The organism is Nocardia thailandica NBRC 100428 (genome assembly GCF_000308795.1).
Classification (GTDB): Bacteria; Actinomycetota; Actinomycetes; order Mycobacteriales; family Mycobacteriaceae; genus Nocardia; species Nocardia thailandica.
Genome location: NZ_BAGK01000097.1, coordinates 1 through 23,448 on the forward strand (window position 1 = coordinate 1; position 23,448 = coordinate 23,448).

Annotated in this window: 24 protein-coding genes; 12 read left to right on the forward strand and 12 right to left on the reverse strand. The window is 72.2% G+C overall.

Features of this window, described 5'->3' with window-relative positions; translation table 11 throughout:
* Positions 1-39 precede the first annotated feature (39 nt).
* Genes ON36_RS10035 through ON36_RS10055 form a run of 5 tightly spaced genes read right to left on the reverse strand, consistent with a single transcriptional unit; the run spans position 40 to position 5,782 of the window.
* Complete coding sequence (locus ON36_RS10035) at positions 40-906, reverse strand: short-chain dehydrogenase/reductase (RefSeq protein ID WP_052313829.1); 867 nt, start codon at positions 904-906, stop codon at positions 40-42.
* On the reverse strand, positions 903-2,360 hold the full coding sequence (locus tag ON36_RS10040; RefSeq protein WP_043650707.1) for a flavin-containing monooxygenase: 1,458 nt from the start codon (positions 2,358-2,360) through the stop codon (positions 903-905). The genes ON36_RS10035 and ON36_RS10040 overlap by 4 nt, the downstream gene beginning before the upstream one ends.
* 3 nt (positions 2,361-2,363) lie before the next feature.
* Positions 2,364-3,857, reverse strand: coding sequence for an aldehyde dehydrogenase family protein (locus tag ON36_RS10045; RefSeq protein WP_052313830.1), 1,494 nt, complete (start codon positions 3,855-3,857; stop codon positions 2,364-2,366).
* 21 nt (positions 3,858-3,878) lie between these two features.
* Positions 3,879-4,853, reverse strand: a complete 975-nt coding sequence (locus ON36_RS10050) for a PDR/VanB family oxidoreductase (protein WP_052313838.1) — start codon at positions 4,851-4,853, stop codon at positions 3,879-3,881.
* A gap of 47 nt (positions 4,854-4,900) precedes the next feature.
* Positions 4,901-5,782: a metal-dependent hydrolase gene (locus ON36_RS10055; protein WP_043650709.1), complete on the reverse strand. Its 882-nt coding sequence runs from the start codon at positions 5,780-5,782 to the stop codon at positions 4,901-4,903.
* 87 nt (positions 5,783-5,869) lie between these two features.
* On the opposite strand from ON36_RS10055, the gene ON36_RS10060 reads away from it, so the two are divergent.
* Entirely contained in the window at positions 5,870-6,478 is a 609-nt protein-coding gene (locus tag ON36_RS10060; protein WP_052313831.1) for a TetR/AcrR family transcriptional regulator, read from the forward strand.
* 9 nt (positions 6,479-6,487) lie between these two features.
* Here the strand turns inward: ON36_RS10060 and ON36_RS10065 are convergent, their stop codons facing one another.
* On the reverse strand, positions 6,488-7,636 hold the full coding sequence (locus tag ON36_RS10065; protein WP_043650710.1) for an acyl-CoA dehydrogenase family protein: 1,149 nt from the start codon (positions 7,634-7,636) through the stop codon (positions 6,488-6,490).
* Positions 7,637-7,852: 216 nt separating this feature from the next.
* Between ON36_RS10065 and ON36_RS10070 the strand changes: the two genes are divergently transcribed.
* The 6 genes from ON36_RS10070 to ON36_RS10095 are packed head-to-tail and all read left to right on the forward strand — an operon-like array spanning position 7,853 to position 13,898.
* Positions 7,853-9,352 (forward strand): CoA-acylating methylmalonate-semialdehyde dehydrogenase, encoded by a 1,500-nt coding sequence (locus ON36_RS10070; RefSeq protein ID WP_043650711.1) that lies wholly within the window; start codon positions 7,853-7,855, stop codon positions 9,350-9,352.
* Positions 9,353-9,358: 6 nt separating this feature from the next.
* Complete coding sequence (locus ON36_RS10075; protein ID WP_043650712.1) at positions 9,359-10,498, forward strand: acyl-CoA dehydrogenase family protein; 1,140 nt, start codon at positions 9,359-9,361, stop codon at positions 10,496-10,498.
* Positions 10,495-11,562, forward strand: coding sequence for an enoyl-CoA hydratase/isomerase family protein (locus tag ON36_RS10080; protein ID WP_043650713.1), 1,068 nt, complete (start codon positions 10,495-10,497; stop codon positions 11,560-11,562). Before ON36_RS10075 ends, ON36_RS10080 begins: the two co-directional genes overlap by 4 nt.
* Positions 11,563-12,462 carry a 3-hydroxyisobutyrate dehydrogenase gene (gene mmsB / locus ON36_RS10085; protein ID WP_043650714.1) on the forward strand — a complete coding sequence of 300 codons (900 nt, stop codon included), beginning with the start codon at positions 11,563-11,565 and terminating at the stop codon, positions 12,460-12,462.
* On the forward strand, positions 12,459-13,235 hold the full coding sequence (locus ON36_RS10090) for an enoyl-CoA hydratase (protein WP_043650715.1): 777 nt from the start codon (positions 12,459-12,461) through the stop codon (positions 13,233-13,235). Before mmsB ends, ON36_RS10090 begins: the two co-directional genes overlap by 4 nt.
* Positions 13,236-13,247: 12 nt before the next feature.
* Positions 13,248-13,898, forward strand: coding sequence for a TetR/AcrR family transcriptional regulator (locus tag ON36_RS10095; RefSeq protein ID WP_043650716.1), 651 nt, complete (start codon positions 13,248-13,250; stop codon positions 13,896-13,898).
* A gap of 5 nt (positions 13,899-13,903) precedes the next feature.
* Here the strand turns inward: ON36_RS10095 and ON36_RS10100 are convergent, their stop codons facing one another.
* The 4 genes from ON36_RS10100 to ON36_RS35430 form a co-directional block, all read right to left on the reverse strand.
* A complete protein-coding gene (locus tag ON36_RS10100) occupies positions 13,904-14,524 on the reverse strand; it encodes a TIGR03086 family metal-binding protein (RefSeq protein ID WP_043650717.1) in 621 nt (206 codons plus the stop codon).
* 70 nt (positions 14,525-14,594) lie between these two features.
* A complete protein-coding gene (locus ON36_RS10105; protein WP_043650718.1) occupies positions 14,595-15,392 on the reverse strand; it encodes an aldose epimerase family protein in 798 nt (265 codons plus the stop codon).
* 58 nt (positions 15,393-15,450) lie between these two features.
* Positions 15,451-15,582 carry a hypothetical protein gene (locus tag ON36_RS36570; protein WP_281004842.1) on the reverse strand — a complete coding sequence of 44 codons (132 nt, stop codon included), beginning with the start codon at positions 15,580-15,582 and terminating at the stop codon, positions 15,451-15,453.
* An 18-nt stretch (positions 15,583-15,600) separates the two neighbouring features.
* Positions 15,601-15,741, reverse strand: a complete 141-nt coding sequence (locus tag ON36_RS35430; protein ID WP_169334691.1) for a hypothetical protein — start codon at positions 15,739-15,741, stop codon at positions 15,601-15,603.
* A 288-nt stretch (positions 15,742-16,029) separates the two neighbouring features.
* On the opposite strand from ON36_RS35430, the gene ON36_RS10110 reads away from it, so the two are divergent.
* The 4 genes from ON36_RS10110 (at position 16,030) to ON36_RS10125 (ending at position 20,099) form a co-directional block, all read left to right on the forward strand.
* On the forward strand, positions 16,030-17,232 hold the full coding sequence (locus tag ON36_RS10110; RefSeq protein WP_043650719.1) for an argininosuccinate synthase: 1,203 nt from the start codon (positions 16,030-16,032) through the stop codon (positions 17,230-17,232).
* An 80-nt stretch (positions 17,233-17,312) separates the two neighbouring features.
* Positions 17,313-18,218 carry an SAM-dependent methyltransferase gene (locus tag ON36_RS10115; protein ID WP_043650720.1) on the forward strand — a complete coding sequence of 302 codons (906 nt, stop codon included), beginning with the start codon at positions 17,313-17,315 and terminating at the stop codon, positions 18,216-18,218.
* A complete protein-coding gene (gene argH / locus ON36_RS10120) occupies positions 18,215-19,636 on the forward strand; it encodes an argininosuccinate lyase (RefSeq protein ID WP_043650721.1) in 1,422 nt (473 codons plus the stop codon). Before ON36_RS10115 ends, argH begins: the two co-directional genes overlap by 4 nt.
* Before the next feature lie 139 nt (positions 19,637-19,775).
* Positions 19,776-20,099, forward strand: coding sequence for a hypothetical protein (locus tag ON36_RS10125; protein WP_157224833.1), 324 nt, complete (start codon positions 19,776-19,778; stop codon positions 20,097-20,099).
* A 21-nt stretch (positions 20,100-20,120) separates the two neighbouring features.
* Here ON36_RS10125 and ilvA read toward each other — a convergent pair whose 3' ends face one another.
* Together ilvA and ON36_RS10135 are read right to left on the reverse strand one after the other, a co-directional pair.
* Positions 20,121-21,344 (reverse strand): threonine ammonia-lyase, encoded by a 1,224-nt coding sequence (gene ilvA / locus ON36_RS10130; protein ID WP_043650723.1) that lies wholly within the window; start codon positions 21,342-21,344, stop codon positions 20,121-20,123.
* 44 nt (positions 21,345-21,388) lie between these two features.
* Positions 21,389-22,504 carry a serine hydrolase domain-containing protein gene (locus ON36_RS10135; protein ID WP_083885043.1) on the reverse strand — a complete coding sequence of 372 codons (1,116 nt, stop codon included), beginning with the start codon at positions 22,502-22,504 and terminating at the stop codon, positions 21,389-21,391.
* A 197-nt stretch (positions 22,505-22,701) separates the two neighbouring features.
* On the opposite strand from ON36_RS10135, the gene ON36_RS10140 reads away from it, so the two are divergent.
* The gene (locus ON36_RS10140) at positions 22,702-23,424 is read left to right on the forward strand and encodes a GntR family transcriptional regulator (protein ID WP_043650725.1); all 723 of its coding nucleotides are present in this window, start codon (positions 22,702-22,704) and stop codon (positions 23,422-23,424) included.
* Positions 23,425-23,448 lie beyond the last annotated feature (24 nt).

Below are 23,448 nucleotides of genomic sequence, written 5' to 3' on the forward strand. Positions count from 1 at the left end.
CCGGTGGCGTGCCGTCCGGTCCGCCCGGCGCGACCCCGCTCACCGGCGCCGTTCGATCGCGTCGATGAGCTCGCGCACGGTCCCGCTGGCGGCGAGGCGGTTGTCGAGCACGACGTTGACCAGTCCGCGCAGCAGGGCGTAGGGCTCCCAGCCCGCGGGCGCGATGGTGCGCGGCGCGCGGCGGGCGATGCCGTCGGCGATGCTGCGGGCCGCGTCGTCGGCGGAGATGCGGACGTCGAGGGGCCAGGGGAGCAGGCCGTCGATGCGACGGCCGAGATCGTCGGCGTCGAGCATGTCGCGGGTCATGGCGGTGTCGACGACGCCGAAGTAGGCGACACCCGCGGTGGCGCCCGCGCCGGCCAGCTCCACGCGCAGCGCGCGCCCGAACTGCTCGACGGCGGCCTTGCTCACCATGTACGGCGAGCCGCCCATCCCGGGGGCGAAGGCCGCGCACGAGGAGACCACGACGACGTGCCCGCGGGCGGCCACGATGTGGTCCAGCGCGGGGTGCACGGTGTTGAACACGCCCGTGAGGTTGATCGTCAGCACCCGGTCGAAGTCGGCGGGGTCCATGGTGCGCACGGTCGACGGTGTCGGCGTCACCCCCGCGTTGGCGACGACCACGTCGAGACGGCCGAAGCGGTCGACGATCTCGGCGACGGCGACGGTCATCGCGCCCCGGTCGGCGACGTCGGCGGCGATCGGGTGCGCCCGCGTCCACAGGTCGACGGCGGCGCGGCGGGCCGCGTCACCGTCGACGTCGGCGACGACCACGGTCGCGCCCCGGCTGTGCAGCAGCCCGGCCAGCGCCCGGCCGATGCCCTGACCGGCGCCGGTGATCAGCACGACCTTGCCCGCCACGTCGTAGCGCGGGCCAAGCCACGTGCGGGGATCGAGCGCGCTCATGCGGTCACCTCGTAGGCGTCGATGTCGAAACGGGCGGTGCGACGGCGGTATTCGAAACTCCAGTTCGGATACAGCCCGGCATTGCCGCCCTCGGCGGTGGTGTAGTAGCTGGTGCAGCCGCCGGTCAGCCAGACCGTGTCGGCGCTGCGCCGGGCCATCTCCGCCAGGAACTCCTCCTGGACCTCGGGACGCAGCTCCACCCGGTGCTCGCCGCGGTCGCGCAGGGTGGTGAGCGCGTCGACGATGTAGGCGATCTGGGACTCGATCATGTAGACCGCCGACTGGTTGCCCGCCGCGCCGAAGGGCCCGAGCGTGGTGAAGAAGTTCGGGAACCCCGCGATCGCGGCACCCAGATAGGCCTGCGGCCGTTCGTGATACAGCGCCGAGACGGTCTTGCCGTCGCGACCGGTGATCCGTTCGAAAGCGGTGGGGAAGGAGGTGAACCCGGTGCCGAAGACGATCGTGTCGACCTCGATCTCCGCGCCGCCCCGTGTCACGATCGAATGCGGCCGGACCTCGGCGATGCCGTCGGTGACCACGTCGACGTTGTCGCGGTCGAGGGCGGGCAGGTAGGCGTCGGAGAAGATCGCCCGCTTGCAGCCGATCATGTAGTCCGGGGTCACCTTGGCGCGCAGTTCGGGGTCGCGGATCTGGCGGCGCAGCTGCATCCGGCCGAGCAGCTCGTAGGGATGGCGGAAGCGATTGTCGACGAAGCCGACCAGGCCGAAGCCCTCGATGAGGGTGTACCAGGTGCCCCGGATCGCCTTCCCGGCCAACGGGACGCGGCGCAGCAGCAGCCGCTCCAGGCCCAGGGTCGGGCGGTCCATGCGCGGCACGATCCACGGCGCGGACCGCTGGAACACGGTGAGGGACCGCACCTTCGGCGCGATCTCCGGCACGAACTGCACCGCCGAGGCGCCGGTGCCGATCACCGCGACGCGCTCGCCGGTCAGGTCGTGGTCGTGATCCCAGTGCAGGGAGTGGAAGCGGGTGCCCGCGAAGGTGTCGAGACCGGGCAGCTCCGGGTACTTGGCCTCGGCGAAGATGCCCGCCGCGCAGAGGAAGTAGTCGGCGGTGTAGGTGCCGCGCGAGGTCTGCACGTGCCACCGGCCGCGGGTCTCGTCCCAGCGGGCGTCGATCAGTTCGGTGTCCAGGCGCAGGTGCGGGACGACGCCGAAGCGCCGGGCCACGTCGCGCAGGTAGTCCAGGATCTCGGTCTGCCTGCCGTAGGTGCGCGACCAGTCCGGGTTGGGGGCGAAGGAGTAGCTGTACAGCTGCGAGGGGACGTCGCAGGCGCAGCCGGGGTAGGTGTTGGCCTGCCAGGTGCCGCCGAGTTCGGTGGCCCGGTCCAGGACGACGAAGTCGGTGAAACCCGCCTCGCGCAGCTTCACGGCGAGGCCGATGCCGCCGAAGCCCGCGCCGAGCACGACGAGATGGTGGTGGGTGGTGGTCACGGGTCAGCCGATCCTTCCGTGCCGCACGCCGACGAGCCGGTCGATCAGCGCGTCGGTGCGCACGCCGCGGGCGAATGTGGTCAAGGGCAGCGGGGACGGGAAGCGCCGTCGCGTGGTCGCTTTGGCGTAGGTGAACTCGCGCAGCCCGTCGGGTCCGTGCACGCGGCCGAAGCCGGAGGCGCCGACCCCGCCCAGCGGCAGTCCGGGAACGGTGGCGTGCGCGACGAAGGCGTTGATCGAGGTGCCGCCCGCGCGGAGGCGGTCGGCGATGGCGTCGCCGCCGCGGCGCGCGAACACCGTGGCCCCCAGGCCGTATTCGGTGGCGTTCACCTTCTCGACGGCCTCGTCCATGGAGCCGACCCTGGCCACGACCAGGGTCGGGCCGAAGGTCTCCTCGACCACCGCGGCCGCGTCCTCGGGGACGTCGGTGAGGATCGTCGGCTGGACGAACTGGCCGCGCACCGCGTCCGGGCCGCCCAGCAGCACCGTGGCACCGCGGGCGACGGCGTCCTCGATGTGCCGCCGGATCACGGCCAGCTGCTTGGGCATGGTGATCGGCCCGATCTCGGCCGGGGCGGCGCCGGCCCGCAGGTCGCGTGCCCGATCCAGCAGTTCGGTCAGGAACGCGTCGTACACGTCGGTGTGCACGTAGATCCGTTCCACGCCGAGGCAGGTCTGGCCGGCGTTGGCCAGGCCGCCCCACAGCGCGGCGTCGGCGGCGGCGCCGAGGTCGGCGTCGGCGGCCACGAGGAGCGCGTCCTTGCCGCCGCATTCCATGAGCACCGGGGTGAGGCGTTCGGCGCAGGCCGCCATGACCCGCTTGCCGGTCTCGGTGGAGCCCGTGAAGCCGATCTTGCCGACGCGGCTGCGGCACAGGGCCGCCCCGGTGGCGCCGTCACCGGTGACGGTCTGCAGGATCGGCCGCTCGCCCGCCACGCGGTCGAACGCCTGGGCCAGCCAGACGCCGACCCCCGGGGTGTACTCGCTCGGTTTGAAGACCACCGTGTTCCCGGCGGCGAGCGCGAACGAGATCGAGCTCAGCGGGGTGAACACCGGGTAGTTCCACGGGCCGATGACCCCGACCACGCCGAAGGGCCGGTACTCCAGGCGGCAGGCGTGATCGATCGTCAGCAGGCTGGGCGACACCGAGCGGGAACCGAGCACGCGCTCGGCATTGCGGGCGGCCCACTTCAGGTGCTCGAGGGCCATGACGATCTCCAGGCGGGCGTCCGAGATCGGTTTGCCGGTCTCGGCGGCGACCACGTGCGCGAGTTCGGCGCGGCCACGGGTGATCTCGGCCCGCCAGCGGTCGAGCAGCCGGGCCCGGCCCGCGAAACCGAGCGCGCGCCACCAGACCGCCGCGGTCTCGGCGCGGGCGACGGCCGCCTCGACGGCGGTGGCGTCGGCGATCGGGTAGCGGCCGACCACGGCGCCGGTGGCGGGGTCGTGCACATCGAAGAAGGTGGGGGCGTCCACGGTGGACGGACGAGGGGTCATGCGACCGTCGGCCTTTCGGTCTCAGAGGTCAAGGGTCAGCGGGCCGTCGGCCCGGGACACGCAGGTGAGCAGGTGGTCGGCGCGCTCGCCGTCGGTCAGTAGCCGGTCGCGGTGGTCGACCTCGCCGGCCAGCACCCGGGTGCGGCAGGTGCCGCAGAAGCCCTGGCGGCAGGAGTAGACGACGTCGGGGGAGACCCGGCGCAGCGCGTCGAGGGCGGTCTCGGCGGCGCCGACCCGGACCCTGGTGCCGCTGCGGGCCAGCACGATGTCGAACTCCCGGCCGTCGGTGACCGGGCGCGCGGAGAAGCGCTCGGTGTGCAGCGAGGCCGTGGGGTTCAGCGAGAAGAGTGCGCGCTGGGCGTGGTCCAGCACGGGCGGGGGACCGCAGACGTACACCGCCGCACCGGGTCTCGCGGTCGCCAGGATCGCCGTGAGGTCCGGGGTCCCGGTCTCGTCGTCGGCCAGGATCTCGGTGCCCGCGGGCACCTCGCCGAGGAACGGCATGGTCGCGCGGGATCGGCCGAGATACACCAGCCTGCCGCGCGGGCCCGCGGCCCGCGCCATCGGCAGGAGGGGGGTGATGCCGATGCCTGCCGCCACGAACAGGTACGAGGGGGCGGTGCCGACGAAGGTGAAGGCGTTGCGGGGACCGCGGATCCGCACCCGGTCGCCGACCCGCAGCGTGTGCATCTCGCGCGAGCCGCCGTCGCCGTCGGCGAGGCGGCGCACCGCGATCCGGTAGCGGCCCCGGTCGCGAGGATCGCCGCACAGCGAGTACTGCCGCTGCGCCCCCGAGGGCAGGAACACGTCGAGGTGCGACCCCGGACGCCAGGCGGGCAGCGGGAGCCTGCCCGGGCGGATGAGGCGCAGGCTCACCACGTCGGTGGCCTCCTCGCGCACCTCCTCGATCACCACGTCGAGGTCGAAACCGGTGTGGCGCACCGGCCGCGGCGGCGAGAGGGCGGCCGTGGTGAACACCTTCTTGTAGACGTCCATCGCGGCGCCGAGCGCGGCCAGGCCGCGCGGCGTGGCCTCCACCGCGCTCACCCGCGCGCCGCCGGCGAGTGCGCGAGGTACCGCAGGGCGTTGTCCATCGAACCCAGCTGGGAGGGATGGAAACCCGGCCGCAGGTAACGCGGCATCTCGGTGAAGAAGGTGGTGAAGCTGGGGATCACCCCGCGCACGGTGGCGCTGACGAACTGGCGCGGCCAGAACCGGCCCTTGTCCGCGCTGGGATCCTTGCGGTACAGGTAGGCCGTCGAGATCAGGAACAGCGACAGCAGCGCCCCGCTGGCCACCAGGCCGGTGCGGGCCCGGCGCAGGTAGCCGCCGTCGACGTGCATGTAGGCGTCGAAGACGACACTGCGGTGCTCGACCTCCTCGGCGCCGTGCCAGCGGACCAGGTCGAGCATGGTCTCGTCCATGCCGAGTTCGGCCAGCACCTCCGATTCGAGGAGCCATTCGCCGATGACGGCGGTGAAGTGCTCCATGCCGGCGAACAGGCCGAGCCGCTCCTTGAGCCACTCCTCCTTGGCGCGCCCGGCCAGCCCCTGATCGCCCAGGACCCGGTCGACGAGCCAGGCCACGCCCGCCACGAACCCCTCGACGTCGAGGCCGATCTCCTGGAGGTGTCGCCGCGCGCCCTCGTGGCTGCCCGCGTGCATCGACTCCTGGCCGATGAAGCCGGTGACCTCCTCGCGCAGGCGCGGGTCGTCGATGTGGGGGAGCGCCTCGCCCAGGCAGGCGGCCATCGCCCGTTCGCCCTCGGGCAGCACCAGGTGCATGACGTTGGTGACGTGGGTGGCCAGGACCTCGCCGGGGATGTAGTGCAGGGGCACCGACGAGAAGTCGAAATGCACATCCCGCGCCTGGATAGCGTGCGCTTCTTCCTGATAGGAGCGCGCCGTTGCACTGTTATCAGCCATACGTCGACCGTACAGTGCAACAAATATCATTGCAATGTTGCAGAGCGGATCGGTGCCGGACCCAGGCCGCCTGCTACCGTCGGATGCGTGCTGCCGACCGCCACCACCTCGGGGTATCCGACCACCGACTCGATCGAGGACCGGATCCTCGACGCCGCCCTGATCCAGTTCGAACGGGTCGGCGTGCGCAAGACGACCATCGAGGACATCGCCCGTCAGGCCGAGGTCGACCGGGCGACGGTGTACCGGCGGATCGGCTCGCGCGACGACGTGGTCAACGCGGTCACCGAGCGCGAGGTGCGCAGGCTGCTGACCGAACTGGCCGGGATCCCCGACCGCCACGAGGACTTCGACACGATCGTCGCCGAGGTCTTCACCACCGTGATCGTGCGCTGGCGCAACCATCCGCTGGTCGAGCGGATGCTCACCCTCGAGGCCGACCGCCTGCTGCCGCAGCTCACCGTGCAGGGCGGTCCGCCGTTCGTCCTCTCGGTCACCGCGACCGTGGAGATCCTGCGGAAGGTGCTCGCGGACAACCGGCTTCCCGAGATCCCCGACCTGGTCTCCCGGGTCGAGGTGGCGTGCCGGGTGGTGCACTCGCTGATCCTGCAGCCGGTGGGCACCCTGGACCTGGGCTCCGACGAGGCGCTCGCGGAGTTCGCGCGCGCCTACATCGTGCCCATCCTCACCCGCTGAGCCCGCGCCTCACAGGAAGCGGGCGATGAGGTCCTTCATGACCTCGTTCGCGCCCGCGTAGATCCGCGCGATGCGGCCGTCGGTCCACATCCGCGCGATGGGGTACTCCTCCATGTAGCCGTAGCCGCCGTGCAGCTGCACGCAGCGGTCGACCACCTGGGTCTGCTGCTCGGTGGTCCAGTACTTGACCATGGCGGCGGTCTTGACGTCGAGCTCGCCGCGCAGGTGCTTGGCCACCGCGTCGTCGACGAAGGTGCGCACCACGGTGGCGATCGTGGCGCAGTCGGCCAGCTCGAACTTGGTGTTCTGCAACGCGAACAGCGGCTTGCCGAACGCGGTGCGTTCCTTGGTGTAGGTCAGGGTCTCGTCCACGGCGGCCTCGATCGCCGCGGCGGCGGCCACGCCGCAGATCAGCCGTTCCTGGGGCAGCTGCTCCATGAGCTGGAAGAAGCCGAGCCCCTCGGCCGCGCCGAGCAGGTTCGCCCGCGGCACGCGCAGGTTGTCGAAGAACAGCTCGGTGGTGTCCTGGCCCTTCTGGCCCACCTTCTTCAGGATCCGGCCGCGCTCGAAACCCGGTGTGTCGTCGGCGACCTCGGCCACCACCAGGGACACGCCCTTGGCGCCCTGGGTCGGGTCGGTCTTGACCGCGATGATGAGCAGGTCGCAGTTGCGCCCGTTGGAGATGAAGGTCTTGGCGCCCGAGATCAGGTAGTCGTCGCCGTCCTTCACCGCCCGGGTCGCGATGTTCTGCAGGTCCGAGCCCGTGCCGGGCTCGGTCATGGCGATGGCGCCGACCCACTCGCCGGAGGCGAGCTTGGGCAGCCAGCGCTTCTTGTTGTCCTCCGAGGCGTAGGACAGGATGTAGTGCGGCACGATGCCGGTGTGCACGCCCAGCTGCATCGACGAATCGCCGCCCTTGACCTGCTCGGTGAACAGGACCGCCTCGTGGGCGAAGGTGCCGCCACCGCCGCCGTACTCCTCGGGCACCGACATGCACAGCAGGCCGAGCTCGCCCGCCTTGCGGTAGACCTCGCGGTCGGGAAAACCCTGCTCCGCGAACTCTTCCCGGCGCGGGGCGACCTGCTCGGTGAAGAAGGATCGGGCGAGTTCGGCCAGGCCGCGCAGCTCGGCGTCGGCGCCGGTCTCGGTGGCAGTCATGGGGGTCCTTTCGTCAGTCGTCGGTGACCGGCCACCAGGGTGACCCCCTATTGGCGTACTGTCAATACGAGATCGGAGGTGTGCTCGTGCCGTTGACAAGTCCCGGGTGGAATGCGAGAGTGCAAATACATGGACATCCAACTATTGGATAACCCATGAACTGGCACGCGGCAGGAACCCGCGCGGCGCAGACGACCACTACGGAGTAGGACTGGCATGGTTCGCGAACTCACACACTTCCTCGGCGGGCGGCACGTGCCCGGTACCTCGGGCGACTTCGGCGACGTCTTCGACCCGAACATCGGCGCGGTCCAGGCCCGGGTGCCCCTGGCCGACGCCGACGAGGTGCGCGCCGCCATCGCGAACGCCGCCGAGGCCCAGCCCGTGTGGGCCGCGTTCAACCCGCAGAAGCGGGCCCGGGTGCTGATGAAGTTCCTGTCGCTGGTCAACGACGAGATCGACAGCCTCGCCGCGCTGCTGTCCTCGGAACACGGCAAGACCCTCGCCGACGCCAAGGGCGACATCCAGCGCGGCCTCGAGGTCATCGAGTTCGCCGTCGGCATCCCGCACCTGCTCAAGGGCGAGTACTCCGAGAGCGCGGGCACCGGCATCGACGTGTACTCCATGCGTCAGCCGCTCGGCGTCGTCGCGGGCATCACCCCGTTCAACTTCCCGGCCATGATCCCGCTCTGGAAGGCCGGCCCGGCGCTGGCCTGCGGTAACGCCTTCGTGCTCAAGCCGTCCGAGCGCGACCCCTCGGTGCCGCTGCGCCTGGCCGAGCTGTTCCTCGAGGCGGGCCTGCCGCCGGGGGTGTTCAACGTGATCAACGGCGGCAAGGACGCCGTCGACGTGCTGCTCACCGATCCCCGGGTCAAGGCCGTCGGCTTCGTCGGCTCCACCCCGATCGCGCAGTACATCTACGAGACCGCCACCGCCAACGGCAAGCGGGCCCAGTGTTTCGGCGGCGCCAAGAACCATGCCGTCGTCATGCCCGACGCCGACCTCGACGACGTCGCCGACCAGCTCATCGGCGCCGGCTACGGTTCGGCAGGCGAACGCTGCATGGCCATCTCCGTGGCCGTGCCCGTCGGCGAGGAGACCGCCGACCGCCTCGTGGCGAAGCTGACCGAGCGGGTGCACAAGCTCAACGTCGGGCGCTCCGACGACCCCGGCGCCGACTTCGGGCCGCTGGTCGGCGCCGACGGCGTGGCGCGGGTGAACGACTACGTGCAGATCGGCATCGACGAGGGCGCCGAACTCGTCGTCGACGGGCGTGGCCTGACCGTCGAGGGCGGCGAGGACGGCTACTTCGTCGGCGCCACCCTGTTCGACCGGGTCACCGCCGACATGCGGATCTACCGGGAGGAGATCTTCGGCCCGGTGGTCACCGTGGTCCGCGCCGACGACTACGAGTCCGCCCTTCGCCTGGCCGACGAACACGAATACGGCAACGGCGTGGCCATCTTCACCCGCGACGGCGACACCGCCCGCGACTTCGCCGCCCGCGTGCAGGTCGGCATGGTCGGCATCAACGTCCCGATCCCGGTCCCGATCGCCTACTACACCTTCGGCGGCTGGAAGCGTTCGGGCTTCGGCGACCTCAACCAGCACGGCCCGGACTCGATCCGCTTCTACACCAAGACCAAGACCATCACCCAGCGCTGGCCCGCGGGTCTGAAGGAGTCCAACGCCTTCGTGATCCCGACGATGGACTGAGCGGGCATGTTCGCACTCGATTCCGACGAGCGCGCGATCGCCGAGACCGCGCGCCAGTTCGCCGACGAGTACTTCGCGCCCCACGCGCTGGAGTGGGACGCGCACAAGCACTTCCCGGTCGACGTGCTGCGCAAGGCGGGACCGGTCGGCTTCGGCGGCATCTACGTCCGCGAGGACGTCGGCGGCTCCGGCCTGCGCCGCCTCGACGCGGTGCGCATCTTCGAACAGCTCGCCACCGGCTGCCCGGCCGTGGCCGCCTACATCTCCATCCACAACATGGCGGCCTGGATGATCGACGCCTACGGCAGCGAGGAACAGCGGCAGCGCTGGCTGCCGGGCATGGCCACCATGGAACTGCTCGGCAGCTACGCGCTGACCGAACCGGGCGTCGGCTCGGACGCGGCGGCCCTGAGCACCAGGGCGATCCGCGACGGAGACCACTACGTGCTCACCGGGTCCAAGCAGTTCATCTCCGGCGCCGGGGCCAACGACCTGTACGTGATGATGGTGCGCACCGGTGACGCCGGGGCGCGCGGCGTCTCGGCGATCATCGTGCCCGCCGATACCCCCGGCCTCAGCGTCGGCCCCAACGAGCACAAGATGGGCTGGAACGCCCAGCCCACCCGCCAGGTGATCCTGGAGGAGGCCCGGGTGCCGGTCGCCAACCTGCTCGGCGCCGAGGGCGCCGGGTTCGGGATCGCCATGAACGGCCTCAACGGCGGCAGGCTCAACATCGCCGCCTGTTCGATCGGCGGTGCCCAGGCGGCGCTGGACAAGACGGTGCCGTACCTGACCGAACGCCACGCGTTCGGGAAACCGCTGGTGCACAACGAGGCCCTGCGCTTCGAGCTCGCCGACATGCGCATCGAGCTCGAGGCCGCCCGCACCCTGCTGTGGCGGGCCGCGGCCGCGCTCGACGCGGACGCCCCCGACAAGGTCGAGTTGTGCGCCATGGCCAAGCGTTTCGCCACCGACGCCGGGTTCGAGGTCGCCAACAAGGCGCTGCAGCTGCACGGCGGCTACGGCTACCTGCACGAGTACGGCCTGGAGAAGATCGTGCGCGACCTGCGCGTACACCAGATCCTCGAGGGCACCAACGAGATCATGCGGGTGGTCGTCGCCCGCGCACTGACAGGAGCGGCATGACCGACGAACCCGAAGTGATCGTCACCGTCGACGGCGGTCTGGGACGGATCACCCTCAACCGCCCGCGCGCCATCAACGCGCTCAACCACGCGATGGCGCTGGCCATCACCGACGCGCTGCGCGCCTGGGCGGACGACGACGCCGTGCGCGCGGTCGTCGTGACCGGCGCGGGGGAGCGCGGGCTGTGCGCGGGCGGCGACATCGTCGCCATCCACGCCGACGCGAAGACCGGCACCGCGGGCGCCCAGTCGCCGACCGGGCGGTTCTGGCGCGACGAGTACGTGCTCAACGCGCTCATCGCCCGTTACCCCAAGCCCTATGTCGTGATCATGGACGGCATCGTGATGGGCGGCGGCGTCGGCCTTTCGGGGCACGGCAGCCACCGCGTCGTCACCGAGACCGCCAAGATCGGGATGCCCGAGGTCGGCATCGGCTTCGTGCCCGATGTCGGCGGCACCTATCTGCTCTCGCGCGCCCCGGGCGAGATCGGCACGCACGTCGCGCTCACCACCGCGCGCATGACCGCGGGCGACGCCGTCGGCGCCGGATTCGCCGACACCTTCGTGCCGTCCGCGGAGATCCCCGCCCTGCTCGACGCGCTGCGCGGCGGCGACGTCGACGAGGCCATCGCGAAATTCGCCGCCGCGGTGCCGGATTCGCCGCTGCTGGCCCAGCGCGACTGGATCGACGCCTGCTACAGCGCCGACACCGTCGAGGAGATCGTCGACCGGCTCCGTGCCGTCGACGCGCCCGAGGCGGCGCGGGCCGCCGCCGACATCCTCGCCAAATCGCCGGTGGCGTGCAAGGTCACGCTGCGCGCGCTGCGGCGGGCCCGTGAGCTGCCGAGCCTGGAGGCGGTGCTGAACTCCGAATACCGGGTCTCGATCGCCTCGCTGGCCACCCACGACCTGGTCGAGGGCATCCGCGCCCAGGTGATCGACAAGGACCGCGACCCCCGGTGGCGGCCCGCCGACCTCGCCGCGGTCACCGAGGTGGAGGTGGCGAGCTACTTCGCCCCGCTCGGCGCCGACGAACTGGGCCTGACCACGCCGGAAGGACTGTAGATGACCAAGAGGATCGGCTTCCTCGGCCTCGGCCACATGGGCGCGCCCATGGCCGCCAACCTCGTCCGCGCCGGCTACGACGTGGTCGCCTTCGACCCGGTGCCCGCCGCGCGCGAGCGCGCGGCCGCCGACGGCGCCACCGTCGCCGAGACCGCGGCCGCGGCCGCGACGGGCCGCGACCTGGTGATCACCATGCTGCCCAACGGCGCGCTGGTGCTCGACGTCTACGCCGAACTGCTGCCCGCCGCCGAACCCGGAACGCTGTTCGTCGACTGCTCGACCATCGACGTCGCCGACGCGAAAGAGGCTGCCGCGCGCGCGGTCTCGGCCGGGCACCGCGCCCTGGACGCGCCGGTCTCCGGCGGCGTCGCCGGGGCCACCGCGGGCACGCTGACCTTCATGGTCGGCGGCGAGGCGGCCGACTTCGACACCGCGCGGCCGGTGCTCGACGTCATGGGTGGCAAGGTCGTGCACTGCGGCGCGGCCGGCGTCGGCCAGGCCGCCAAGATCTGCAACAACATGCTGCTCGGCATCTCCATGATCGGGCTGTCGGAGGCGCTGGTTCTCGGCGAACAGCTCGGGCTCTCGCACCAGTCGTTCTTCGACGTGGTGTCCACCGCCTCCGGCCAGAGCTGGGCGCTGACCAGCTACTGCCCCGTCCCCGGCCCCGTGCCCGCCAGCCCCGCCAACAACGACTACCAGCCGGGCTTCGCCACCGCGCTCATGAGCAAGGACCTGACCCTCGCCGCGAACGCGTTGCGCGCCAACGGCGTCGACGGGCAGCTCGGCGCCCTCGCCGCCGCCGTCTACGCCCGGTTCGCCGAAACCGACGCGCACCGGGACTTCTCGGCCATCGTCACCGACATCCGGGCCCGCTCGGAACAGGAGAACGCCGGATGAGCGACTACGCCACCATTCTCGTCGAGACCCGCGGCCGGGTCGGCTGGATCACGCTCAACCGGCCGGAGGCGCTCAACGCCCTCAACGCCCAGGTGCTCGACGACATCATCGCCGCCCTCGACCGCTTCGAGGGCGACGGCGCCGTCGGCGCGGTCGTGATCACCGGCTCCGCCAAGGCGTTCGCGGCGGGCGCCGACATCAAGGAGATGCAGCCCAAGTCGTACATGGACATGTTCCTGGCCGACTACTTCGCCCGCTGGGACCGGCTCGCGAGCTTCCGCAAGCCCACCGTCGCCGCGGTCGCGGGCTACGCGCTCGGCGGCGGGTGCGAACTGGCCATGCTGTGCGACCTGCTGATCGCCGCCGACACCGCCCAGTTCGGCCAGCCCGAGATCAAGCTCGGCGTCATCCCGGGCATCGGCGGCTCCCAGCGGTTGACCCGCGCGGTCGGCAAGGCCAAGGCGATGGACCTGGTCCTGACCGGGCGCACCATCGGGGCCGAGGAGGCCGAACGGTCGGGTCTCGTGTCGCGGGTGGTGCCCGCCGCCGAGCTGCTCGACGTGGCGGGCGAGGTCGCCGAGGGCATCGCGGCCAAGTCGCTGCCCGTCACCATGATCGCCAAGGAAGCGGTCAACCGGGCGCTCGAGACGACGCTCGCCGAGGGCCTGCTCTTCGAGCGCCGGGTGTTCCATTCGCTGTTCGCACTCGACGACCAGGCCGAGGGCATGGCAGCCTTCGTCGAGAAGCGGCCACCCCGCTTCACCCACCGCTGACCCAGGAGCGTCATGACCACTGCCGCCGCCACCGCATCACCCTCGACCCGAGGCTCGGCCGCCGCCCGCCGGTGGCGGCGGGAGTCCGTGCTCGACGCCGCCAGGGAGGCCTTCGTCGTCCACGGCTACCACGGCGTCAGCATGGAGCAGGTCGGCGTGCGCGCCGGGATCAGCAAGCCGGTGCTCTACAGCCACTTCTCGGGCAAGCTCGACCTCTACCTCGCGGTGCTGCAGCAGTACCTGGACGCGATGGTGGCCGGGCTGCGCGAGGCGCTGGCCGTCGCCGACGACCGGGCCGCCGTGCGCGGCGCGATCGCGGTGTTCTTCGACATCGTCGACGGCGACGGCACCGGCGCCCAGGACCTGGTGTTCTCCTCGGCGGTGCCGAGCGAGCCGTGCATCGAATGGCGGGTCAAGCAGAGCATGGCGGTCTGCGCGACCCTGATCGGCAAGCGGCTGTGCGCGGACCGGGCCGAACCGGCGCGTGCGCGCATGGTCGCCTTCGGCGTCGTCGGCGCGGCGCGGCTGGCCTCGCGGCAGTGGCGCGACGCGGGTCGCCCGATCCCCAAGGCCGACGCCGTCGACACCGCCACCGCGCTCTGCTGGACCGGGCTGTCGGGCGTGGACCGGGTCGCCGGCGAGGCCGGGAGCTGCGTGGCCTGACCCGCTCAGGCGCGCGGGTCGCGGCCCAGGTAGCGCAGCAGGGTGTCCGCGGTCGAGTCGCCGGGTGCCGGGTCGACCACCGCCCCGTAGGCGCCCCACCGGCGCAGCGGCTCGATCAGGCCGGTCGCCGCGGTGAGGTAGGCCGCGGCCAGCTCGTCGGTCAGCGGGGAGGGCTGACCGGTGGCGACGGTGATGTCCCAGGCGTGCACGCCTGCGTCGAGGGCGCACAGCACCGCGGCCACCGGCGCCGGCAGCACGCCGTGCGGCAGCGGGGTCGGCACGGTGCCGCTGTCGTCGGTGACCGTGGCCCAGGCGGCGGCGGTCTCCGAGATCGCGCCGCTGACCAGGTCGGCCGCGCTGCCGGTCAGCGAACCCGACGGCGCGAAGGGGTCCTCGGCCGGGCCCGTGCCGACCCCGAGCGCGGCGGCGTAGGCGAGCTGATCGCCCGCCGCGTGCTGGATGACCTGGGTGACGTTCCACTCCGAACAGGGGGTCGGCGCGTGCCACGCGTCGCCGGTGACACCGGCGACCGCGGCGGTCAGCGCGCGGTGGGACGCGCCGAGGACGTCCTTCCAGACGGGCGCGAGGACGACGGCGGCGTCGGTGGTCTGCGAGGAGCTGTCCATGCGGTGGCCTTTCGCTGTCTCGTGTCGATCCCAGGCTAGGCGCCCACCGGGCCCGCCGCCGCCGATGCGCTCAGCCGGTCCGCCGCCAGGTCCAGTCGACGCGGACGTCGAGGGGGTCGTCCGGGGTGACCGGGCGCGGCGCGGTGTTGAGACCGTTCGGCGGCCCGGACTGCGCCTCGACCGACAGCGACTCCTCCGGCAGGGTCCAGATGACCGCGTACCGCTCGGGGCTCGAGACGGTGAGCTCGAGGAAGCCGGGCCAGGTCAGCACCGCCCGCACTCCGCCGGGCATGCCGAAGGTGTCGTCCCACGGGCCGGGGCGCGGCGGGACGCGGACGCCGGTCGGGAGATGGTCGGGGCCGCGCTCCTCCTGCCAGGCGGCCTCGAACGCGAGGCGCAGCGGGCCGGTGGCCGGGGGCACCTGCCGCAGGAACCACGGATGCCAGCCGCCTGCCGCCGGGAACGGTTCGTCGTCGGCGGTGATGCGCATGCGCAGGCAGAGGCCGCCGTCGCCCAGGCTCAGGTGCTGGGTGACCGTGCCGGGGAACGGCCACGGATCGGTGAGCCGGTGCCGCAGCACCACCTGGGTCTCGTCGCGGGCCAGCACCTCGAAGATCCCGTGCCGCGCGGTCCCGTGGATCGCGTGCGGGGGAGCGTCGATCGGGAACTCGTACTCGTGCCCGCCCCAGGCGAGCCTGCCGTAGCCGAGGCGGTTGACCCAGGGGGCCATCACGAAACTGCCGTGGCCCGGTCCCTGGCGCAGCAGTTCGGTGCCGTCGACGGTGAGGCTGTGGATCGCGCCGCCGTCGGTGGGGGACACCGTCACGGTCGCGCCGTCGGCGCGCAGGCGCACGTCGTCGTCTGCCATGCGCCACACCGTAACGCCGGGCGGGCGCCGGACCGGGCCGACACGACGCCCGGCCCGCTCAGGAGGCGAGGAAGTTCAGGATCGCCATCGCCAGGGGAGCCGTCAGGTCGAAGAGCACCCGGCCGATGCCGAGCCCGGCGGTGACGGTGCCCTCGTAGTGATCGGACAGGAACTGCAGTACCTCGTCCATGTCGGGTGTCCTTCCGGCTCAGGCGAAGAAGCCCTGGAGAATGGGGGTACCGAGATCGATGACGGTCTTGGCGACCGACAACCCCCAGTTACCGAGCCCGACCACGACCCACTGGATGGTGTCGTAGTTGTCCTGGGCGAAATCCCGCAGCTGCTGCATGACGAACACTCCTCCGGCCCCGACCACGGTGATCAACTGATGTGACCAGCGTCTCACACACGCCGGATGCTGCCAAGTTGCCGCACGGTGTCGGCGCAGGTAGGGCGCGATTTCGGGGATCGCCGGGGCCGTGCCCGCACCCCGGTTATGAATGAGATTGCATCATCGTGCATAATCATTTGCAGCAACGGCGCGAGCCGACGCGGCAGCCCGCAGCCGCATACTGCTGTCAGGGCACACCGCGCCAGAACATCGAACCGCACCACTTTCGCAAGGAGCACCGCAGACATGTCCGATCGCGTCGTACTCGCCTACTCCGGTGGCCTGGACACCTCCGTCGCCATCAGCTGGATCGCGAAGGAGACCGGCTCCGAGGTGGTGGCCGTTGCCATCGACCTCGGCCAGGGCGGCGAGGACATGAACGTGGTCCGCCAGCGCGCGCTGGACTGCGGCGCCGTGGAGGCCATCGTGGTCGACGCGCGCGACGAGTTCGCCGACGAGTACTGCCTGCCCACCATCCAGGCCAACGCCCTCTACATGGGCCAGTACCCGCTGGTCTCGGCCATCAGCCGCCCGCTGATCGTCAAGCACCTCGTCGAGGCCGCCAAGTTCCACAACGCCACCACCGTCTCCCACGGCTGCACCGGCAAGGGCAACGACCAGGTCCGCTTCGAGGTCGGCATCGGCGCGCTCGCGCCCGACCTGAACGTCATCGCCCCGGTCCGCGACTACGCCTGGACCCGCGAGAAGGCCATCGCCTTCGCCGAGGAGAACAACCTCCCGATCAACGTCACCAAGAAGTCGCCGTTCTCCATCGACCAGAACGTGTGGGGCCGCGCGGTCGAGACCGGCTTCCTCGAGGACCTGTGGAACGCCCCCACCAAGGACGTCTACGACTACACCGCCGACCCGACGGTCAACTTCGAGGCGCCCGACGAGGTCATCATCACCTTCGACAAGGGTGTGCCGGTCGCCATCGACGGCTGTCAGGTCACCGTGCTGCAGGCCATCGAGGAGATGAACACCCGCGCCGGCCGCCAGGGCGTCGGCCGCCTCGACATGGTCGAGGACCGCCTCGTCGGCATCAAGAGCCGCGAGATCTACGAGGCCCCGGGCGCCATCGCGCTGATCACCGCGCACCAGGCCCTGGAGAACGTCACCCTCGAGCGCGAGCTGGGCCGCTACAAGCGCCAGGTCGAGCAGCGCTGGGGCGAGCTGGCCTACGACGGCCTCTGGTACTCCCCGCTCAAGCGCGCCCTCGACGCCTTCGTCACCGACACCCAGGAGCACGTCACCGGCGAGATCCGCATGGTGCTGCACGGCGGCTCCGCGGTCGTCAACGGCCGCCGCTCCGAGCAGTCGCTCTACGACTTCAACCTGGCCACCTACGACGAGGGCGACACCTTCGACCAGTCGCTGGCCAAGGGCTTCGTCCAGATCCACGGCCTGTCGTCGAAGGTCGCCGCCCGCCGGGACCTGAACCAGAAGTAGCGAGCGCGCCCCGGCCGTCACGGCCGGGGCCGATAGGCTCGACGGGCGGGCCGTGCGGTGGCCCGCCCGAAGGGAGCGCGGTGCGGACCGACGACGACAGCTGGGACATCGAATCGAGCGTGGGGGCCACCGCCCTCGGCGTCGCGGCCATGCGGGCCGCGGAGAGCAGGCGCCCGGACGCGCTGTTCCACGACCCCTACGCCGAGGTCCTGGTGTCCGCCGTCGGCTCGCCGTCGTGGACGCGGATCGTGCGCGGCGAGGTGCCGGATCTCGACGAAGCCGCTCTCTCCGGGTTGGGGCCGATCATCTCGGCACTGATCGCGAGGACCTGCTACCTCGACGACTATGTGCGCGAAGCCGCCGCCGACGGCATCCGTCAGATCGTGGTCCCGGCCGCCGGGCTGGACGCACGGGCCTATCGAATCGACTGGCCCAGCGGGACCACGGTTTTCGAGTTGGACCTGCCGAAGGTGCTGGAGTTCAAGAACCGCGCGCTGGCCGGGGTCACTCCGTCGGCACGGCGGCGAGCGATCGCGGTCGACCTGCGTCACGATTGGCCTGCCGCCCTGCGCGACAACGGTTTCGATCATGACCGGCCGACCGCCTGGCTGGTGGAGGGGTTGCTGCGATATCTGCCCGCCGACGCCCAGGACCGGCTGTTCACCGACATGGTGACACTCAGCGCCCCGGGCAGCCGCGTCGCGGTCTACCGCTCCACCGGCGCCGCGCCCGACGCGGCGGCCCAGCAGGACGCTCGGGACGCCGGTGTCGATGTCACCGTCGACGTCGGCGCGCTCTGGTATTCCGATGAAGGCCGCAGCGATCCGATCGACTGGTTCACCACCCGTGGCTGGACGGTGACCAGGGCCGACCCGGCCGAGGTCCTGCTCGCCAGGGGCCGGGCGGTCCCCGCCGACGCCGCCGCCCGCCTGAAGACCCACTATTTGTTCACCGCCCGACGACCCGGAGGAGACAGCACACGATGACGCAGAGCGGCAGCACCAACGAAGGCGCGCTCTGGGGCGGCCGGTTCGCCTCCGGTCCCGCGGAGGCGATGGCGGCGCTGAGCAAGTCGACCCACTTCGACTGGGCGCTGGCGCCGTACGACATCCGCGCGTCCAAGGCACACGCCCGCGTGCTGAACAAGGCCGGGCTGCTGTCGGACACCGACCTCACCGGGATGCTCGCCGGGCTCGACCGGCTCGCCGAGGACGTCGCCTCCGGCGCGTTCGGCCCCGCCGACTCCGACGAGGACGTGCACGGCGCGCTCGAACGCGGCCTCATCGACCGGGTCGGCACCGAGCTCGGCGGCAGGCTGCGCGCGGGCCGTTCCCGCAACGACCAGGTCGCCACGCTGTTCCGGATGTGGCTGCGCGACGGCGCGCGCCGCGTCGCGGCGGGCGTGCTCGACGTGGTCGACGCGCTGGTCGCCCAGGCCGCCGCGCACCCCGACGCCGTCATGCCGGGCAAGACCCACCTGCAGGCCGCCCAGCCGGTGCTGCTGGCCCACCACCTCCTCGCCCACGCCCACCCGCTGCTGCGCGACGTCGACCGGCTGCGCGATTTCGACCGCCGCGCCGCGATCTCCCCGTACGGTTCCGGCGCGCTGGCGGGTTCCTCACTGGGGCTGGACCCCGAGCAGATCGCCGCGGAGCTGGATTTCGACGCGGCCGCGGCCAATTCGATCGACGCCACCTCCGCCCGTGACTTCGCCGCCGAGGCCGCCTTCGTGCTGGCCATGATCGCGGTCGACCTGAGCCGGATGGCCGAGGAGGTCATCATCTGGAGCACTCCGGAATTCGGCTACGTCACCCTCGCCGACGCGTGGTCCACCGGGTCGTCGATCATGCCGCAGAAGAAGAACCCCGACGTCTCCGAGCTGACCCGCGGCAAGGCGGGCAGGCTCATCGGCAACCTGACCGGGCTGCTGGCCACGCTCAAGGCCCAGCCGCTGGCCTACAACCGGGATCTGCAGGAGGACAAGGAACCCCTGTTCGATTCGGTGGCCCAGCTCGAGCTGCTGCTTCCCGCCATCGCGGGCCTGGTCGCCACCCTGACCTTCCACACCGACCGGATGGCCGAACTCGCGCCCGCCGGTTTCACGCTCGCCACCGACATCGCCGAATGGATGGTCCGCCAGGGCGTCCCGTTCCGGGTCGCCCACGAGGCCGCGGGCGCGTGCGTGCGCGCGGCCGAGGCGCGCGGCGTCGGACTCGACGAGCTGACCGACGAGGAGTTCGCCGCCGTCGACCCCGCGCTGACTCCCGGCGTGCGCGACGTGCTCACGGTCCAGGGCTCCATCGCCTCGCGCAACGCCCGCGGCGGCACCGCGGGCGTGCAGGTCGCCGCCCAACTCGAGGAGGTCAGGGCCGCGGCGGCCGCCGCGCGCGACCGGCTCCGCTGACGGCGGGGCGCGGCGGCGCGGAGATCCACTGAACAGTGTGCCTCCGCTCCGGCGCGGGAGCGCGGGCGGCCGCCCGCGCGGCGGTAGCCTCGGACCCGGTGCGTGACACGTCTTTCTCGGTGGATCGGGAGGTACGGGTATGAGCACGGTGGCGGGGAGTCCGGCCGGCCGCGGCGTGGGGACCAGGTCCCGCATGCTGTCCGGCGCGCGTCTGGACACCGACGATCTGATCACGGTCGGGCTGGTGTTGCTGATCCCGGTCCTGGTGGCGGTGGGCCCGATGGTGGCGGCGATGATCATCCGCGCCCACGTCGGCGCGCGGCCCGCCGCCTCGGCCGGCCTGCTGCTGACCGCCGTCATCGCGGGCGGCCTGCTGATCGCCGCCGTCGCGGCGTTCGCCGTGGCCTGGCAGCGCCGCGACGCGGTCGCCGAGGCGGTGCGCAGGCGGACCGGGCGCGCGTGAACCGGTCACCGCGTCCGGGCCTCACAGCTCGGCGTGGGCCCGGAATCCCGCGTCGCGCAAGGCCGTGAGGACGTCGTCCCGGTGGGCGGGACCGCGGGTCTCCACGGTCAGCGACACCTCGACCTCGTCCACCGCCAGCCACATCCCGGTGCGCGAGTGCACGACGTCGACGACGCTGGCCCCGGCCGCGCCGACCACCGACAGCAGCGCGCTGAGCGCGCCCGGCCGGTCGGCGATGGTGACTCGCACGGCCAGATAGCGGCCCGCGGCGCTGAGCCCGTGCCCGATCACCCGGGTCAGCAGCAGCGGATCGATGTTGCCGCCGGACAGGATCACCACCAGGGGCCCGGCCGGCTCGCGCACCGCGCCGGTGAGCACGGCGGCCACTCCCGCCGCGCCCGCGGGTTCGACGAGGAGCTTGGCCCGTTCCAGGCACAGCAGCAGCGCCCGCGACAGCGCGTCCTCGTCGACGGTGACGATGCGCCGCACGTGGGCGGCCACGTGCGCGAAGGGCACCGCGCCCGGCAGCCCGACCGCGATCCCGTCGGCCATGGTGGCCATGCGCTCGAGCCGGACCGGCCTGCCCGCGCCGAGCGAGTCCGGCCAGGCCGCCGCCTCGGCCGCCTGCACCCCGATCGCCTCGACGCCGGGGGCGCGGTCGCGTAGCGCCAGCGCGGTGCCGGCGAGCAGCCCGCCGCCCCCGGTCGGGACGACGATCGTCGCGACGTCGGGCACCTGCTCGAGGATCTCGACCGCCACCGTCGCCTGCCCGGCCACGATGTCGGGATGATCGAACGGATGGATCAGCGTCGCCCCGGTCCGCTCCGCGAATTCCTCGGCGGCGGTGAGGGATTCGTCGATGGTGGCGCCGACCTGGCGGACCTCGGCGCCGTAGGCGCGGGTCGCGGCGAGCTTGGGCAGCGAGGCGCCGGTCGGCATGAACACCGTCGCGTCGATGCCGAGCGCGCCCGCCGACCAGGCCACCCCCTGCGCGTGATTGCCCGCGCTGGCCGCGACCACCCCGCGCCGACGCCGTGCCTCGTCCAGCCGGGCGATGCGGTTGTAGGCGCCGCGCGGTTTGAACGAGCCCGTGCGCTGGAGGTTCTCACACTTGAGCCACACCGGCACGCCCGCCCGGTCGGAGAGCACCCGCGACCGCACCACCGGCGTGTGCCGGATGACCGGGGCGAGCAGCCGCGCCGCCGCCGTGACCGCGTCGGGATCGAGGTCGTCCACGGCTGCCATGCTGCCAGCCTCCGGGGCCGCGGCCCGGTTGCGACGCGGCGGCGTCAGGCCCGTTTCGCCAGATGGTGCGCGAGCGCGCTGAGCCGGGCCAGCCGGGCGTCGCCCAGCGGCGTCAGCTTGCTGCCGAGCCGGTTGGTGACGAAGGCCAGCGACATCCCCGTCGCCGGGTCGGCGAACGCGCCCGAGCCGCCGAGGCCGAAGTGCCCGAACGCCGACACCGGATCGGCCTTGGACGGCTTCATCGGCACCCCGTGGTAGCCCATCGCCCACGGGATGCGGAAGGCGAGGACGTAGTCGGGGGTGAACACCTGGCGGGTGGACAGGCGCCGGATGGTCTCCGGGGTCAGGATCCGCACGCCGTCGAGGGTGCCGTCGCCGGCGAGCGGCGCGTACAGCCGCGCCAGCGCGCGGGCGGAGAAGACGCCGTTGACGCCGGGCATCACCGAATCGTGCACGCGGGGGTCGACGATGAGGCTCGCGAAACCGCGCGGGGTGGTCTCGGCGGCGGCGCCGAAACGGCGGCCCGCGACCAGATCCGAGCCCCGGTCCCAGTCCAGGCCGAACGCGGTCAGCCGGGGGAAGGTGGTCGCGATGCGGTGGCGCTGGTCGGCGGGCACCCGGAACCAGAGCTCCTCGGCGCCCAGCGGTTCGGCCAGCTCGGTGCGGACCACCTCGGTGAACGAGCGGCCGGTGACCCGGCGGACCAGTTCGGCGGTGAGGTGGCCGTAGCTGATGCCGTGGTAGCCGCTGGTCTCGCGGTGGCGGGGATCGGGGGCGGCCGCGGCGAGCGCGGCGGTCACCGCGGCGTCGTCGAAGAAGCCGTCCTCGGGGCCCGGCAGCAGCCCGCGCAGCCGGTGCAGGCCCGCGCGATGGGTGAGCACGTCGCGCACGGTGATGTGGTCCTTGCCCGCCGCCGCGAACTCCGGCCAGTACCGCGCGACCGGGGTGTCGTAGTCGAGCAGGCCGCGCTCGGCGAGCATGTGCACCACCGTCGAGGCCACGCCCTTGCCGGTGGAGAACCCGAGCGCCACCGTCTCCTCGGTCCACGGCACGCCCGGCGCCGCCTCGCCCGCCCACACGTCGACCACGGGTTCGCCGCGCAGGTAGACGCAGAGCGCGCCGCCGCCCTGCGACGGCTTGCGGAACAGCCGGTCGAACATGGACACCAGGTCGACGAACCGGCGGTCCACCGACTGCGTTGTCGGGGTCACTGTCACTTCTCCGCTCACTCTCCACTCGTCCCGGTCCAGGATGCCAGGCCGGCGCGCCGCACACCGCGACCGGTCGGTACGGTGATCGTTGCCTGACCGTCATCTCGGGCAGCGTGGGCGCAACATCGGGACCATAGCGTGTGCGCATGCCACCCAGACGACGATCGGCGCTGCTCGCCAGGCTTGTCGTGGACTCACCGGGCCGCCCGCAGGTGATCCTCGGTGAGCTGCGGCGGGTGATCCTCGACGGCGCGGTGCCGCCGCGCACCGTCATCCCGCTGCGCGATGTCGCGGTGCTGTTCGGGGTCAGCCACATCCCGGTCCGCGAGGCGCTCAAGACGCTGGTGGGGGAGGGGCTGGTGACCCACCGGCCGCACGGCGGGTACGAGGTCGCCCAGCTCACCGCGCGCGAGCTGCGGGAGATGTACGTCGTCCGCGACACCCTGGAGGCGGCCTCGCTGCGGGCGGCGGCCCGCTACGCGGGTGAGGCCGACCGCGCCGCGCTGCGCGAGATCAACGAGCGTCTGGAAGCGGCCATCCGCGACGACGACGCGGCCGCCTACCATCGCGAGTCCCGGGCCTTCCACGTCGCGCTGACCCGGCCGTCGCGGATGCACCGCCTGCTGCACATGCTCGAATCCGCCTGGAACGTCACCGAACCCGTGCAGTCCATGGTCCACATCGACCCCGGCGACCGGGCCGACCTACACGCCGACCACCTGCTCATGCTCGACGCCTTCCTCGCCGGCGACGCCGAGACCCTCTGCGCGGTGGCCGAACTGCACCACCGCAGGCTCGAGGCCGTCGTCGCGACCCTGCCCACCGACACCGGTCTGCTCGCGCCGGACGATATATCGATGGCGCAATAGCCGGGCAATCGAGGAGAAACCGCC

What these genes read in the sequence shown, in the direction of transcription:
- ON36_RS10035 (WP_052313829.1), bottom strand. Translation starts at nt 906, where the DNA reads ATGAGCGCGCTCGATCCCCGCACGTGGCTTGGCCCGCGCTACGACGTG.
- ON36_RS10125 (WP_157224833.1), top strand. Translation starts at nt 19,776, where the DNA reads ATGAGCACGGTGGCGGGGAGTCCGGCCGGCCGCGGCGTGGGGACCAGG.
- ON36_RS10070 (WP_043650711.1), top strand. Translation starts at nt 7,853, where the DNA reads ATGGTTCGCGAACTCACACACTTCCTCGGCGGGCGGCACGTGCCCGGT.
- ON36_RS10135 (WP_083885043.1), bottom strand. Translation starts at nt 22,504, where the DNA reads ATGTTCGACCGGCTGTTCCGCAAGCCGTCGCAGGGCGGCGGCGCGCTC.
- ON36_RS10090 (WP_043650715.1), top strand. Translation starts at nt 12,459, where the DNA reads ATGAGCGACTACGCCACCATTCTCGTCGAGACCCGCGGCCGGGTCGGC.
- ON36_RS10050 (WP_052313838.1), bottom strand. Translation starts at nt 4,853, where the DNA reads ATGGACGTCTACAAGAAGGTGTTCACCACGGCCGCCCTCTCGCCGCCG.
- ON36_RS36570 (WP_281004842.1), bottom strand. Translation starts at nt 15,582, where the DNA reads ATGGACGAGGTACTGCAGTTCCTGTCCGATCACTACGAGGGCACCGTC.
- argH (WP_043650721.1), top strand. Translation starts at nt 18,215, where the DNA reads ATGACGCAGAGCGGCAGCACCAACGAAGGCGCGCTCTGGGGCGGCCGG.
- ON36_RS10095 (WP_043650716.1), top strand. Translation starts at nt 13,248, where the DNA reads ATGACCACTGCCGCCGCCACCGCATCACCCTCGACCCGAGGCTCGGCC.
- ON36_RS35430 (WP_169334691.1), bottom strand. Translation starts at nt 15,741, where the DNA reads ATGCAGCAGCTGCGGGATTTCGCCCAGGACAACTACGACACCATCCAG.
- ON36_RS10055 (WP_043650709.1), bottom strand. Translation starts at nt 5,782, where the DNA reads ATGGCTGATAACAGTGCAACGGCGCGCTCCTATCAGGAAGAAGCGCAC.
- ON36_RS10100 (WP_043650717.1), bottom strand. Translation starts at nt 14,524, where the DNA reads ATGGACAGCTCCTCGCAGACCACCGACGCCGCCGTCGTCCTCGCGCCC.
- ON36_RS10075 (WP_043650712.1), top strand. Translation starts at nt 9,359, where the DNA reads ATGTTCGCACTCGATTCCGACGAGCGCGCGATCGCCGAGACCGCGCGC.
- mmsB (WP_043650714.1), top strand. Translation starts at nt 11,563, where the DNA reads ATGACCAAGAGGATCGGCTTCCTCGGCCTCGGCCACATGGGCGCGCCC.
- ilvA (WP_043650723.1), bottom strand. Translation starts at nt 21,344, where the DNA reads ATGGCAGCCGTGGACGACCTCGATCCCGACGCGGTCACGGCGGCGGCG.
- ON36_RS10065 (WP_043650710.1), bottom strand. Translation starts at nt 7,636, where the DNA reads ATGACTGCCACCGAGACCGGCGCCGACGCCGAGCTGCGCGGCCTGGCC.
- ON36_RS10105 (WP_043650718.1), bottom strand. Translation starts at nt 15,392, where the DNA reads ATGGCAGACGACGACGTGCGCCTGCGCGCCGACGGCGCGACCGTGACG.
- ON36_RS10080 (WP_043650713.1), top strand. Translation starts at nt 10,495, where the DNA reads ATGACCGACGAACCCGAAGTGATCGTCACCGTCGACGGCGGTCTGGGA.
- ON36_RS10110 (WP_043650719.1), top strand. Translation starts at nt 16,030, where the DNA reads ATGTCCGATCGCGTCGTACTCGCCTACTCCGGTGGCCTGGACACCTCC.
- ON36_RS10140 (WP_043650725.1), top strand. Translation starts at nt 22,702, where the DNA reads ATGCCACCCAGACGACGATCGGCGCTGCTCGCCAGGCTTGTCGTGGAC.
- ON36_RS10045 (WP_052313830.1), bottom strand. Translation starts at nt 3,857, where the DNA reads ATGACCCCTCGTCCGTCCACCGTGGACGCCCCCACCTTCTTCGATGTG.